The following is a 13,652-nucleotide window of genomic DNA, read 5'->3' as shown; positions in this document are numbered from 1 at the left end:
AAAACAGGCCGGTGGCGTCAGATTCAGGCGGGCTCGCAACACATCTTGTACTGAGGATGGCCGGTGAGGGGATCGAACTCCTCCCCCTCGATCACAAAGCCGTGGCGGCGGTAGAAGCGCACCGCCTGATCGTTTTCCACGAACACCCGCGCATGCAGCCTGGCCCCCTGCGACTTGGCCTCCTGCAGCAGGGCATGGCCCACGCCGCGTCCCTGCCGGTCGGGGCGCACGAACAGGGCGGCGAGGTAGTCATCCACCAGCGCCATGAAGCCGAGCAGCTCGCCGCGCTCCTCGAATACCCAGATGCGGGCGTGGTCGAGATAGCGGGTGCGCAGATCTTCCTGGGCCTGCCACCAGCAGGAGGCATCGACGAAATCGTGGGCCTGCAGGGAGGCCAGCAACCAGATTTCGACGATCTCTTCCATGTCCTCTGACCGACTCGGCCTCAACATATCTGCATCCTTGTTAACAACTTGAACACCCGCAGTCTAGGGGAGTTTGATGACAGGGTTGGGGGCGAACATGGCTCCCTGTGAACTCGATCGCCCTTTATTTAGCGAGAATGATTGGCTGATCACAAAGCGCCTCTCTAGTACAATGCCCGCCGGACAATCTATGAGACCGAGGACGCCATGTGGTTTAAAAACCTGCAGATTTATCGCTTTACCCGCCCCTTTGACCTGACAGTGGATCAGCTGGAAACCCAGCTCGAGGCCTGCGCCTTCACCCCTTGTGGCAGTCAGGACATCTCCCGGTTCGGTTGGGTCAAGCCCCTTGGCAAATTCGGCTCGACCCTGACCCACTCGGCCGCCGGCCACATCCTGCTCTGTGCCCGCAAGGAAGAGAAGATGCTGCCGGGCTCCGTCGTCAAGGAGATGCTGGCGGAGAAGGTAGAAGCGATCGAATTCGAGCAGGGCCGCGCCCTCAAGAAGAAAGAGAAGGAAGCGCTGAAGGAGGAGATACTCCACACCCTGCTGCCCCGTGCCTTCAGTCGTACCAGCCAGACCTTCGCCTGGATCAATCCGGCCGACAATCTGATGGTGGTGGACGCGGGCTCCGCCAAGAAGGCGGACGATCTGCTGGCCCTGCTGCGCAAGAGCATAGGCACCCTGCCCGTGGTGCCCGTGGCCCTCAAGAATCCGCCCGAGATCACCATGACCGAGTGGCTGAGCGAGGGCAATCTGCCCGCCTCCTTCGCGCTGGAAGACGAAGCCGAGCTGCGCAGTGCCATGGAGCACGGCGGCATCATCCGCTGCAAGCAGCAGGATCTGATGACCGACGAGATCAAGAACCACCTGGCCAACGACAAGCTGGTGACCAAGCTGGCCCTCAACTGGGGCGAGACCCTGAGCTTCGTGCTGGGAGACGACATCTCCATCAAGCGCCTCAAGTTCAGCGAAGAGCTGCGCGAGCAGAACGACGACGTGACCAGCGAAGATCCCGCCGCCCGTCTGGATGCCGACTTCGCCCTGGTGACCGCCGAGCTGGCCCAGTTCATCCCGGCGCTGTTTGCCGCCCTGGGTGGCGAAGAGCAGTCCATCTAGCCCGGCCTGCTTCACCAAATTGCAAAAACCGCCCCAGGGCGGTTTTTTTATGGCCGGCGCTGACGGGTGGGGCCTATTGATAAATGAGTAAGGCATTGATCCTGTTCAACAACTTGAGTAACCAGTGCCAATCGTGACATAGTCGCCCCTCATGGTCATAAAACAGACAAGGAGAGTGTCATGTTGCTCAAACCCCTGGGGCTGACCCTTGCCCTCGCCCTGCTGGCCGGTTGCGCCAGCGACAAGGGCTTTCACTATGCCCCGCCGCCCCAGACCCTGCTTGCCCCCGAGGCGGCCAGCGGCTGGATCGACAAACAGGGCTGGCAGGGCCATGACTTCATGGTGGCGGCCGCCAACCCGCTGGCGGTGGATGCGGGCTACCAGATCATCCGGGCGGGTGGCAGCGCCGTGGATGCCGCCATCGCGGTGCAACTGGTGCTGACCCTGGTGGAGCCGCAATCCTCCGGCATCGGCGGTGGCTCCCTGCTGCTGGTGTGGGATGGCAGCAAGGTCGCGGCTGTGGATGGTCGCGAGACGGCCCCTGCCGCCGCCACGGATCAGCTGTTCATGAAGGATGGCAAGCCGATGGCCTTCTATGACGGCGTGGTGGGTGGCCGCTCGGTCGGCGCGCCGGGCACGGTGCGGGCACTGGCGCTGGCCCATCAGCGCTATGGCAAGCTGCCCTGGGCCACGTTGTTCGAGCCCGCCATCACGCTCGCGGAGCAGGGTTTTGTGATAAGCCCGCGGCTGGCCACCCTGCTGGCAAAAGATCCCTACCTCGCCAGGGACCCGGATGCCCGTGCCTACTTCTATCTGCCGGATGGCACACCCCAGGCCCGCCGGCAGCACGCTCAGCAACCCGGCGCTGGCCAAGGTGCTGCGCACCCTGGCCACACAGGGGGCGGATGCCTTCTATCAGGGACCGCTGGCCCAGGCCATGGTGGCCAAGGTGCGCCAGCATCCCACCAATCCCGGCGTGCTGGCGGCGGCGGATCTGGCCAGCTACCGGGCCAAGCTGCGGGACGGTCTCTGCTTTGACTATCGCCAGAGCCAGATCTGCGGCTTTCCCACCCCCTCCTCCGGCACCATAGCCCTGGGCCAGATCTTCGGCATGCTGGAGAGCCGCGACATGGCGGCCCTCAAGCCGATCGCCACGACGGAAGGGGGACTGGCCGCATCAAGCGAGGCCATTCACCTCTACAGCGAGGCGGCGCGGCTCGCCTTTGCCGATCGCAACCAGTATGTGGCGGACGGCGATCTTGTCAGCGTGCCGGTGAAGGGGCTGCTGGACAAGGGCTATCTGGCCGAGCGGAGCAAGCTTATCGGCGAGCGTTCCATGGGCCTGGCCCAACCGGGCACGCCGCCGCTGGCACTGGCTCGCGGCAAGGATGCTACCCCCGAGCTGCCTTCCACCAGCCACGTCTCCATCGTCGACAAGGCGGGCATGGCAGTCTCCATGACCAGCTCCATCGAGGATGGCTTCGGTTCGCGACTGATGGTCAACGGCTACCTGCTCAACAACCAGCTCACCGATTTTTCCTTCACCTCGGTGGATGCCGCCGGTCTGCCGGTGGCGAACCGGGTCGCGCCCGGCAAACGGCCGCGCTCCTCCATGTCCCCCCTGCTGGTGTTTGACAAGCACAGTGGCGAGCTCGAAATGAGCCTGGGCTCTCCGGGGGGCTCCGCCATCATCAACTACGTGGGCAAGACGCTGCTCGGCACCCAGGATTGGGGGCTGAACCTGCAGCAGGCCATCAACCTGCCCAACTTCGGCAGCCGCAACGGCCCCACCGAGCTGGAGGCGGGACGCACCCCCGAGGCAGTGGTCGAGGGGCTCAAGGCGAGGGGACACGAGGTGGTGCTGAGCGAGCAGACCTCGGGCCTGCAGGGGGTCGAGCGCAATGCCGGCGGCTGGTTCGGCGCCGCCGATCCGAGGCGCGAGGGGATTGCCAAGGGCGAATAAGTGCCCGCGTCTATGCAACAAGGCGACCTCAGGGTCGCCTTGTTGCTTGTTGCATCCTGGCGCCGCCCCGGGGCGCACACTTTGCAGACCAAAATCATCGCAGATTAATTACTCCTGCCAACAAAATGGAGAAAGGCGCCCCTTCCCCCCTGCATTTCGATACTTATGCACTTTTAATCGCAAATAAGCGTTGAAATGTGGATAAATATTGCTTTTAGGCAAAAAATGTATTATTTTTCAACAGAAACGACAACTGTTGTCCCCAATATCCAGTGTTTGTCGCGGCCAACATCTGTCTCTTTCGCCCCCTGCTCATTGACAGCTGCCCTGTTCATCCCGCGCGGTGATCTGGTAGCCCCCTGACTGCCATTAGCGAGGTGACGACATGGACCACTCCCTTCCCCTGATTACCACCCTGGTTGGCGGCTTCGTGCTCGCCTACGTGCTCGGCATGCTTGCCCATCGCCTCAAGATCTCGCCCATGGTGGGTTATCTGGCGGCCGGGGTGATCTCGGGCCCCTTCACGCCTGGCTATGTGGCCGACATGGCGCTGGTGCCCGAGCTGGCGGAACTGGGCGTTATCCTGTTGATGTTCGGGGTGGGCCTGCACTTCTCCTTCAGCGACCTGATGTCGGTGAAGAAGATCGCCATTCCGGGCGCCATCGTCCAGATAGCGGTCGCCACCTTGCTCGGCATGGGGCTCTCCTCCCTTATGGGGTGGGATCTCACCGCCGGTCTGATGTTCGGCCTCGCCCTCTCCACCGCCAGTACAGTGGTGCTGCTGCGGGCGCTGGAGAGCCGCCAGAACCTGGAGACCCTGCAGGGGCGCATCGCCATCGGCTGGCTCATCGTCGAGGATCTGGTGATGGTGCTGGCGCTGGTGATGCTGCCCATACTCGCCAATATCCAGCACGGCGATCAGAGCATGAGCTGGCAGAGCATAACGCTGGATCTGGGCTGGACCCTCGGCAAGGTCGCCCTGTTCGTGGCGCTGATGATGGTGGTGGGCAGCCGCTTCATCCCCTGGTTGCTGGCTCACACCGCCAGCACGGGCTCCCGCGAGCTGTTCACCCTGGCGGTATTGACCGGCTCCCTCGGCATCGCCTTCGGCGCGGTCAAGCTGTTCGGCGTCTCCTTCGCCCTCGGCGCCTTCTTCGCCGGCATCGTCATGAACAGCTCCGAGCTGAGCCATCGCGCCGCCAACAACACCTTGCCGCTGCAGGATGCCTTCGCCGTGCTCTTCTTCGTCTCGGTGGGCATGCTGTTCAACCCCGCTGTGCTGCTGACGGATCCGCTGGCGGTGCTGGCCACCCTGTTCATCATCATGTTCGGCAAGTCGGTGGCGGCCTACGCCATAGTGCGGCTGTTTCGCTACAGCCAGCGCACCGCGCTCACCATCTCCGCCAGCCTGGCCCAGATCGGCGAGTTCTCCTTCATCCTGATTGGCCTGGCCATCGTGCTCAAGCTGGTGCCGGAAGCGGCCCGGGATCTGATCCTGGTGGGTGCCAGCCTCTCCATCATGCTCAATCCGCTGGTGTTCAACGCCGTCGAGCGCTATCTGGAGAAACACCCGGATGCCGACAACACCCAGGCGCTGGCCGAGTGCAAGTGCCCGGCCGTCGAGATGAAGGAGCACACTGTGCTGGTGGGCTTTGGCCGGGTCGGCCGCCTGCTGGTGGAAGGGCTGCAAGCCGCAGAGCGGCCGCTGGTGGTGATAGAGCAGGATCCGCACCGGCTGGAGAGCCTGCACCAGGCCGGGATCCCTCATATCAATGGCAACGTGGCAAGCGATGAGGTGCTGTGTCGCGCCGCCATCGCCGATGCCAGCTGGCTGCTGGTGGCCATCCCCAACAGCTTCGAGGCCGGCGAGGCCATCGCCCAGGCCAGGCTGATCAATCCGGCCATCCGGGTCATAGCCCGCGCCCACAGCGATGACGAAGTCAACTTCCTCACCCGGCAGGGGGCAGACAAGGTGATCATGGGGGAGCGGGAGATAGCGCTCGGCATGCTGGCCGAAACCACGGGCTGAACGCCATTGGCACGGAGCAAACCGACAGAGAGGGGCCCCAGGCCCCTTTCGTTTGGGCCGCGCGCAGCGGCCAGCCCCTGCCATAGTGGTGCAATATCGCCGACATGGCACACTTTGGGTCCCTGCGTCAGCCCCCCAGCCGGGGCACAATGGCCAGGGCACGGCAACCAGACTGCCACTCCCCTTCTCATCAGCACAAAGCGCTGACCAGCCCGGCCCAACCCCCCGGGTAAACAGCAGATCCTGCAGTGACCCCCACCGGATGGGGCAGCCAGCCCGCCAGATGGGCAGATCCGGCGTGCACTCCCCTGACTAGACTGGGCAGGTCGTCTTATGACACCCACTTATGCCATTCATCTGTCACGCTACCCGGAAGGATCCGATATGAAACCCTTGCTGACCGCCCTCTTGCTCCCCCTGCTGCCCCTCGCCGTGCAGGCCGCCGACCCAGTCTGGATCACGGTCGGAGCCGACAGCGGCGTCGAACTCAAGCAGGTCAAGGCCAAGCTGGCCCCCCTGTTCAGTGCCAGCGGCGCCCCCGTCCAGCTGGCTCAGGTCGAGGCGAGCGAGCTCGGCACCCTCTCCCACCTGATGCACGAAGGCCATCAGCGCTGCGGCGGCTATGTGGTGCACAGCACCCTGGCCGACGCCCTGCAGAGCATGGCCCAGCCCCTCACCCAGAACCTGTTCAGCGCACCGCCGCTGACCCAGGGCGGCAGCGTCAACCGACTGCTGCCCTATCTGGATCAGGGCAACATAGTCGGCACCATCAGCAAGCTCGCCAGCTGGCGCAACCGCTACTACACCACCACCACAGGGGTGCAATCCGCCGACTGGGTGGCCAGCCAGTGGCAGAGCCTGAGCGCAACCCTGCCCTGGGCCAGCGTCAGCCGGGTCAAGCACAGCGGCTACCCGCAGCAATCCGTGGTGCTGACCCTCAAGGGCAGCCGCTATCCGGATGAGGTGGTGGTGATCGGCGGTCATCTCGACTCCACCGCAGGCTCGGCTCCCAACAGCCGCACCCTGGCCCCCGGCGCCGACGATGACGCCTCCGGCATCGCCACCCTGACCGAGGTGCTGAGGGTCATCGCCGAGCAGGGGCGCCAACCGGAACGCACCCTGCAATTTATCGGCTATGCGGCGGAAGAGGTGGGCCTGCGCGGCTCCAAGGACATCGCCAGTCGCTACAAGGCGGCCAACACCAGGGTGCTGGCCGCGTTGCAGCTGGACATGACCAACTATCAGGGATCGGCGGAAGACATCGTCTTCATGACCGACTACACGGACCAGGGACTGACCGGCTATCTCGCCCAGTTGCTCGATGCCTACCTGCCGCAGATAAGCTATGGCTATGACAGCTGCGGCTACGGCTGCTCGGATCACGCCTCCTGGCACAATCAGGGCTATCCCGCCGCCATGCCGTTCGAGTCGCGCTTCAACGACTACAACCCCAACATCCACACGGCGCAGGATACCCTGTCAAATTCGGACGCCTCCGCCGGTCATGCCCTCAAGTTCGCCCAGCTGGCCACCAGCTTCGCCATCGAGATGGGCAAGATCAACTGAGCCAGATGCCGTTGAAAACAGGATAAAAAGAGAGGGAGGCTTGGCCTCCCTCTCTTTTAACGTCTCCCGTTCAGTGCGGCCCGTGTTGCCAGCCGTGCAGACTGTCCTGGCGCAGCTGCCGCCAGGCGTCACGGGAGAGGCCGGGTTCGCTGGCCGCCAGCATCTGCTGCAATTCGACAAGCTCAAGGGCGCTGGCAGCCCGCGGGGCAGGATCGTCCGGCCAGCAGGCGGCAGGCAGGGCCTGCACGGCCAGCAGGGCGAGGGAGAGTATCAACAGATAGGGCGTCATCCTGGGGCTCTCATGTTCCGTCACCGGGTCTATTCTTGTCGGGACTGATGACGGCTTGATGACAGGGCGGGATCGTCATTTTACAACATCTGACGAGGCAGGCCGGCGCCTGGATACATATGGCAACATTTATGCCAAATCTGCGCGGACCAGTTAATTTATGCCCTAAAAAGTAGCCGGGAGGAAAACGTTATCCCTGAAAAGAAAACGTTATCTGGTCAAAACGTTGTTTCTGGATCATAAAAAGTATCCAAAAACTGGTGTATATTGCACGGCGGAAACTCCTTAACCATGAAGACTGACATGAAAAAGACCAAAATCGTCTGCACCATCGGTCCCAAGACCGAATCCAAAGAAATGCTGGCTAAAATGCTGGATGCCGGCATGAACGTCATGCGCCTGAACTTCTCCCACGGCGACTACGCCGAGCACGGCGGTCGTATCAACAACCTGCGCGCTGTCATGGCCGAAACCGGCAAGCACGCAGCTATCCTGCTTGACACCAAGGGTCCGGAAATCCGTACCATCAAGCTGGAAGGCGGCAACGACGTTGCCCTGGTCGCTGGCCAGACCTTCACCTTCACCACCGACCAGACTGTTGTTGGCAACAAAGACAAAGTGGCCGTGACCTATGCCGGTTTCGCCAACGACCTGCGCGTCGGCAACCGCATCCTGGTGGATGACGGCCTGATCGGCCTGGACGTGATCGAAATCACCGAGCGTGAAGTTGTCTGTAAAGTGCTGAACAACGGTGATCTGGGCGAGAACAAGGGCATCAACCTGCCGGGCGTCTCCATCAAGCTGCCGGCCCTGGCCGAGAAAGACAAGCGCGACCTCATCTTCGGTTGCGAGCAAGGCGTTGATTTCGTTGCTGCCTCCTTCATTCGCAAGAAAGAAGACGTGCTGGAAATCCGTGAGCACCTGAAGGCCCACGGTGGCGAGAACATCCAGATCATCTCCAAGATCGAAAACCAGGAAGGCCTGGACAACTTCGACGAGATCCTGGCTGTCTCTGACGGCATCATGGTTGCACGTGGCGACATGGGCGTGGAAATTCCGGTTGAAGAAGTGATCTTCGCCCAGAAGATGATCATCACCAAGTGCAACAAGGCACGTAAAGTGGTTATCACCGCCACCCAGATGCTGGATTCCATGATCAAGAACCCGCGTCCGACCCGCGCCGAAGCCGGCGACGTGGCCAACGCCATCCTGGATGGTACCGACGCAGTCATGCTGTCCGGTGAATCCGCTAAGGGCAAGTACCCGCTGGAAGCCGTGACCATCATGGCCACCATCTGCGAGCGTACCGATGCCGTGATGCCGTCCAACCTGTCTGCTGCCAACGACAGCAACAAGCTGCGCATCACCGAAGCCGTCTGTAAAGGCGCGGTCGAGACCTCCGAGAAGCTGGATGCCCCGCTGATCGTGGTTGCCACCGAAGGCGGCAAGTCTGCCAAGGCCATTCGCAAGTACTTCCCGCAAGCCTGGATCCTGGCCATCACCACCAACAAGAAGACAGCTGCCCAGCTGGTTCTGACCAAGGGTGTGATTGCTCACGTGGTTGACAGCATCGCCTCCACCGACGATTTCTATCGCATCGGTAAAGAAGCGGCGCTGGCCAGCGGCATGGGTCTGAAGGGTGACGTGGTTGTCATGGTCTCCGGTGCCCTGGTACCGAGCGGCACCACCAACACCGCCTCCGTTCACGTACTCTAATCCGTACCGAACCGATGAAACGGCGCCTGCGGGCGCCGTTTTTTTTATCTGCCCCCCTGCTTCCCGTTCAAGCCCGGTGTTAGAATCCACGCGGATTCAATCCAAGTGGGAAATTTCCCAACTATCGCGTAATAACCCGGAAGTTTTATGCTCTCAACACGCTTCAAAAGAGCCTCGGCCACCCTGTTGCCGCTGCTCTGCTTATTCATCAGCCTCTGCGTACCGCAAGCCATGGCGCAGGACGTGCCCCAAAGAGCCAGCGTACAGCGCGCGCTCGATGCCCTCGGCAAGTCAGACACCCTCACCGTCAGCCAGCAGGCCGACCAGAAGCTCCTGACCGAGACCCTCAGCCTGCTCGACAGCATCGAGAAGGAGCACGCCAAGGCCAGGAGCCAAACCCAGCGCCTTCGCTCCCTGCCGGGTGAACTCAGGGACATCAGCGCCAAACTCGATGCCCTGACCCAGAACAAGAGCGCCGAGCAGATCAAGAGCGAGTACGCCAGCATGAGCCTGGCGGAACTGGACAGCCGCCAGCCTGAAGTGCTGGCCAACATGCAGGATGCCCAGGAAACCCTCGGCACCATAGGCAGCCAGCTCACCAGTCTGCAAACCCTGCCGGAGCGGGCCCAGACCAACATGAGCCGCGCCTATCAGCGCAGCCAGGAGATCCGCACCCGCCTCAACGTCGGTGACAGCGTCAGCAGTGCCGAGAAGATGAAGCTGGGCGCCGAGCTGGCCTTGCTGGAGCTGCAACTGGCCAACCTGCAACAACAGCTGGATAACCGCACCAGCATGCAGGATCTGGCGGTCAAGCAACGGGACTACCAGAACGCCCGCCTCGCCAACGAGGAGCAGAAGCTGCAACTGCTGCAGGAGCAGAGCAGTGCCAAACGTCTGGGCGATACCGAAAAAACTGCCGAGCAGACAGGTGAACTGGTCGCCATCGACGATAACCCGCTGGTACAAAAAGAGCAGGAACTCAACCATCAGCTCAGCCAGCAACTGGTCAGCGCCACCACCAATCTCAACAATCTGGTGCAGAAGAACCTGCAAGCCAAGAGCTGGCTGGAACGCGGCACCCAGACAGAGCGCAACCTGAACGAACAGGTACAGATGCTCAAGGGCAACCTGCTGCTGTCGCGCATCCTCTATCAGCTCTACCAGCAGCTGGAGTCCGCCCCCACCTCTGCGGTCAAGAACCTGGAGGAGCAGATCGCCGACCTGCATCTGGCCCAGTTCGAACTGAGCCAGCAACGTGACCAACTGTTCCAGAAAACCCAGTATCTGGACAACCTGATCGCCAACAGCAGCGAACCTGTCACTGCAGAGGACAAGGCCAACCTCTCCACCCTGCTCGACACCCGCATCAGCCTGCTCGACCAGCTCAACCGTCAGCTCGACAGCCAGCTGACCAACGCCATCAGCCTGCAGCTGACCCAGCAGCAGCTGGCGCGGATCTATGCCTCCATCGAATTTACCCTGCAGCAACACATCTTCTGGGTCAGCAGCAACAAACCCATCGACATGAAGTGGTTCATCAACTGGCCAGCCCAGGCCTACAAGCAAGCCTCGGACTGGGTGCTGAAGCCGGACTGGGACGGCTGGGGCGAGATGCTGCTGCCGGTTTCCCTGCTCGCCTTCCCGCTGCTGCTGGTGGGTGGCCTGCTGATCTGGAAACGCCCGACCCTGGTCAAGCGCCAGCAGAGGATCGCCAAGGATCTGGGACGTTTTCGCCAGGACAGCCAGTGGCACACGCCGCGCGCCCTGCTCTATTCCGTGCTGCAGCGCCTGCCGGGCAGCCTGTTCATACTGGCGGCCGGTCTCTGGCTCACTTACTGCGGCCTGCTCAGCCCCAAACTGATTTTCCAGATCACCCTCAACCTGGCCCTCGGTTATCTGGTGTTCAGCGTCTATCTGGCGGTAATGCGCCCGGGCGGCATTGCCGAATCCCACTTCCGCATGCCGAAGGCCGAGCTGCAGGCCAAACGCACCAGCATGCGCTATCTGTGGCTGCCGCTGCTGCCGCTCATCATGCTCTCGACCAAGGCGGTGGTAGAGCCCTCGTCGCTGGGCAACGATGTTGTCGGTCAGGCGCTGACCCTGCTGCTGCTGGGCCTCACCACCTATCTGGTGTTCCCCATCTCTCGCGCCATTATCAAGGGCGAGGGCAGCATGCAGCAGTCGATCACCGCGGGCGCCCTGGCGCTGGCGCCGGTGGCACTGATGGTGCTGGTCGGTCTGGGCTACTACTACACGGCGCTGAAACTGACCGGCCGTCTGGTGGAGTCCTTCTACCTGCTGATCATCTGGAGCCTGGTCTACCGCACCGCCCTGCGTGGTCTGGAGCTGGCGGCCCGCCGTCTGGCTTACCGCCGTGCAGTGGCCAAGCGTGAGCACAGATCGGTGGAAGACGCGGAAGGTGGCGAGTCCATCGAAGAGCAACCCATGGATCTGGAGGATGTCAGCCAGCAATCCCTGCGCTTGACCCGTACCGTGCTGCTGCTGGTATTCGGTGTCGCCTTCTACTGGCTCTGGTCTGATCTGGTGGCTGTCTTCTCCTACCTCGACAGCATGGTGCTGTGGCACCGCAGTGAAGGGAGCGGCGCCAATGCCGTGCTCTTCCCGATCAGCCTGAGCGACGTGCTGATCGGCTTCCTCCTGCTCGGGGGTGCCTGGTCACTGGCCCGCAACCTGCCCGGTCTGCTGGAGGTGCTGGTGCTCTCCAAGTTGAACCTGGCCCAGGGTACCGCCTACGCCATCACCACCATGCTCAACTATGTGCTGATCGGCTTCGGCTCCCTGACCGCCCTCTCCATGATGGGTGTACAGTGGGACAAGCTGCAGTGGGTAGCGGGTGGTCTGTCGGTCGGTATCGGTTTTGGCATGAAGGAGATCCTCTCCAACTTCGTCTCGGGCATCATCATACTGTTCGAGCGTCCGGTGCGGATCGGCGACACAGTCACCATTGGTCCCTTCTCCGGTACCGTCTCCAGGATACGCATTCGCGCCACCACCCTGACCGACTTCGACCGCAAAGAGGTGATCATCCCCAACCAGCAGCTGATGACAGAGCGGCTGATCAACTGGTCCCTGAGCGATACCGTCACCCGCGTCATAGTGCGGGTCGGGGTCGCCTACGGCTCGGATCTGGAGCTGACTCGCACCCTGCTCAAGCAGGCCGCCGACGACAACAGCCGCGTGTTGAAAGACCCGGCCCCCATCGTCTACTTCCTCACCTTCGGCCCCAGCACCCTGGATCACGAGCTGCGCTTCTTCGTGAGCGAGCTCGGCGATCGCAACCCGGCCGTGGACGAGCTGAACCGCAAGATCGACGCCCTGTTCAAGGCGAACGGCATCGAGATCGCCTTCAACCAGATGGATGTCTACATCAAGAACATGAAGGGCGAAGAGCAGAAGGTGGAGCCCAGCTCCGCCGCCCTGCCGCCGCCGGGCCAGCAGCCCGCCTGATGCAGGACGACAACCAGTACCCAAGGCCCCGTGACGGGGCCTTTTTTATGGTCCTGGCCCGCCCGGCGGAACCGGGTTGGCGGTTTTGTGATGGCGAGGCGAGAACAAGCCGTCACTTATCAGTAACTTGGATAGCGGGTAAAGGGTGATGGCACGACCGCCAGTTCGGCCAAGCCGGGATACACTCAGGTGCCACATCCCCACATTTGCAATCGAGGTGCGCCATGAATTCACCATCCAGTCTGCTCGCTTTTCTCGGCTCCCCCCTGCTCGGGGTCGCCGCCACCTATGCCGATCCGGCCAGCAAGGAGACCGGCGTCTATATCTGCGGGGTCGAGATCCATGACGACGATACGCTGCTGCTCAGCTTTCCCAAGGGGCACCAGCTGGCGGCGGGCGACAAGATCACCCTGCACCTGGACAACCGCACCGGGGTCGATGAGTACGATGCCTCCCTGAGCGTCTATCGCGCCTCCTACAAGGGGCGGGTCGAGCGGGTTTCGCCCGGCAGGGTCCATGTCACCCCGCTGCAGTTCGAGCTCTGGTATGGCAATCGGGTGGTCCATGCCTTTGCCCAGCCGGACTACCAGCATCCGCAAGACGGGCGAGAGGCAGTTCCTCTGCCGATCACCCCGCTCACCGGCTTGCCCGTGCCTGACCTGCGCGAAGTGGAGAACAAGATAGGGGTACTGGTCACCCGGGCCCAGTCACAGCCGCACACCACAGTGCTGGCATTTCTCTCCTCGGATGAGGACGACATCTTCTTCATCACCTTCCCCGAGACCTTCAAATCCCGGCTGCTCAAGCGCGACGGCCGCTGCCATTTCGCCATCGACTCGCGGGCTGTGTTTACCTACACCCGGGCCATCGAGTGGAATTACACCATCATCGCCGCCGATGCCTACCAGATCCCGCAGGATCATCCACTGTTCGAGCCCATTCGCGCCGCATTCGTGCAGAAAAATCCGTGGGAAGTGGGCTTCTTCAGCCACCCGCAGGTGGAGCTCTATCACCTGAAGGCCCATCAGGTGGTGTGCCCGGGCCGGGCAAAAGAGTAAGCAAAACCCCGGAGGATGG

General features: G+C 62.3%; 8 protein-coding genes and 1 pseudogene. 7 read left to right on the top strand and 2 right to left on the bottom strand.

Annotated features, from left to right (window positions below):
- Positions 1–23: 23 nt before the first annotated feature.
- Positions 24–452, bottom strand: coding sequence for a GNAT family N-acetyltransferase (locus tag CK910_RS11790; RefSeq protein WP_043556397.1), 429 nt, complete (start codon positions 450–452; stop codon positions 24–26).
- A gap of 180 nt (positions 453–632) precedes the next feature.
- Here CK910_RS11790 and rdgC point away from each other — a divergent pair, with 180 nt between their 5' ends.
- The 4 genes and pseudogenes from rdgC (at position 633) to CK910_RS11770 (ending at position 7,102) form a co-directional block, all read left to right on the top strand.
- Positions 633–1,544, top strand: a complete 912-nt coding sequence (gene rdgC / locus CK910_RS11785; protein ID WP_042870993.1) for a recombination-associated protein RdgC — start codon at positions 633–635, stop codon at positions 1,542–1,544.
- Positions 1,545–1,724: 180 nt separating this feature from the next.
- Positions 1,725–3,507 (top strand): annotated as a pseudogene (gene ggt, locus CK910_RS11780) (gamma-glutamyltransferase).
- Positions 3,508–3,892: 385 nt separating this feature from the next.
- On the top strand, positions 3,893–5,536 hold the full coding sequence (ybaL, locus tag CK910_RS11775) for a YbaL family putative K(+) efflux transporter (protein WP_098983181.1): 1,644 nt from the start codon (positions 3,893–3,895) through the stop codon (positions 5,534–5,536).
- Positions 5,537–5,920: 384 nt separating this feature from the next.
- Positions 5,921–7,102 carry a M28 family metallopeptidase gene (locus tag CK910_RS11770; RefSeq protein ID WP_098983179.1) on the top strand — a complete coding sequence of 394 codons (1,182 nt, stop codon included), beginning with the start codon at positions 5,921–5,923 and terminating at the stop codon, positions 7,100–7,102.
- A gap of 70 nt (positions 7,103–7,172) precedes the next feature.
- On the opposite strand, the gene CK910_RS11765 is transcribed toward CK910_RS11770, so the two are convergent.
- Positions 7,173–7,391 carry a hypothetical protein gene (locus tag CK910_RS11765; protein ID WP_098983176.1) on the bottom strand — a complete coding sequence of 73 codons (219 nt, stop codon included), beginning with the start codon at positions 7,389–7,391 and terminating at the stop codon, positions 7,173–7,175.
- Between the two features lie 303 nt (positions 7,392–7,694).
- Here CK910_RS11765 and pykF point away from each other — a divergent pair, with 303 nt between their 5' ends.
- The 3 genes from pykF (at position 7,695) to CK910_RS11750 (ending at position 13,633) form a co-directional block, all read left to right on the top strand.
- A complete protein-coding gene (gene pykF / locus CK910_RS11760; protein ID WP_042870985.1) occupies positions 7,695–9,107 on the top strand; it encodes a pyruvate kinase PykF in 1,413 nt (470 codons plus the stop codon).
- 147 nt (positions 9,108–9,254) lie between these two features.
- A complete protein-coding gene (gene mscK, locus CK910_RS11755; protein WP_098983174.1) occupies positions 9,255–12,575 on the top strand; it encodes a mechanosensitive channel MscK in 3,321 nt (1,106 codons plus the stop codon).
- A 224-nt stretch (positions 12,576–12,799) separates the two neighbouring features.
- Positions 12,800–13,633, top strand: a complete 834-nt coding sequence (locus tag CK910_RS11750) for a hypothetical protein (RefSeq protein WP_098983171.1) — start codon at positions 12,800–12,802, stop codon at positions 13,631–13,633.
- Positions 13,634–13,652 lie beyond the last annotated feature (19 nt).

Source organism: Aeromonas sp. CA23 (assembly GCF_002587065.1).
In the GTDB taxonomy this organism is placed as follows: Bacteria; Pseudomonadota; Gammaproteobacteria; order Enterobacterales; family Aeromonadaceae; genus Aeromonas; species Aeromonas bestiarum.
This window is presented reverse-complemented; position numbering and strand designations above follow the sequence as displayed.

What these genes read in the sequence shown, in the direction of transcription:
- CK910_RS11770 (WP_098983179.1), top strand. Translation starts at nt 5,921, where the DNA reads ATGAAACCCTTGCTGACCGCCCTCTTGCTCCCCCTGCTGCCCCTCGCC.
- ybaL (WP_098983181.1), top strand. Translation starts at nt 3,893, where the DNA reads ATGGACCACTCCCTTCCCCTGATTACCACCCTGGTTGGCGGCTTCGTG.
- pykF (WP_042870985.1), top strand. Translation starts at nt 7,695, where the DNA reads ATGAAAAAGACCAAAATCGTCTGCACCATCGGTCCCAAGACCGAATCC.
- CK910_RS11765 (WP_098983176.1), bottom strand. Translation starts at nt 7,391, where the DNA reads ATGACGCCCTATCTGTTGATACTCTCCCTCGCCCTGCTGGCCGTGCAG.
- mscK (WP_098983174.1), top strand. Translation starts at nt 9,255, where the DNA reads ATGCTCTCAACACGCTTCAAAAGAGCCTCGGCCACCCTGTTGCCGCTG.
- CK910_RS11790 (WP_043556397.1), bottom strand. Translation starts at nt 452, where the DNA reads ATGTTGAGGCCGAGTCGGTCAGAGGACATGGAAGAGATCGTCGAAATC.
- rdgC (WP_042870993.1), top strand. Translation starts at nt 633, where the DNA reads ATGTGGTTTAAAAACCTGCAGATTTATCGCTTTACCCGCCCCTTTGAC.
- CK910_RS11750 (WP_098983171.1), top strand. Translation starts at nt 12,800, where the DNA reads ATGAATTCACCATCCAGTCTGCTCGCTTTTCTCGGCTCCCCCCTGCTC.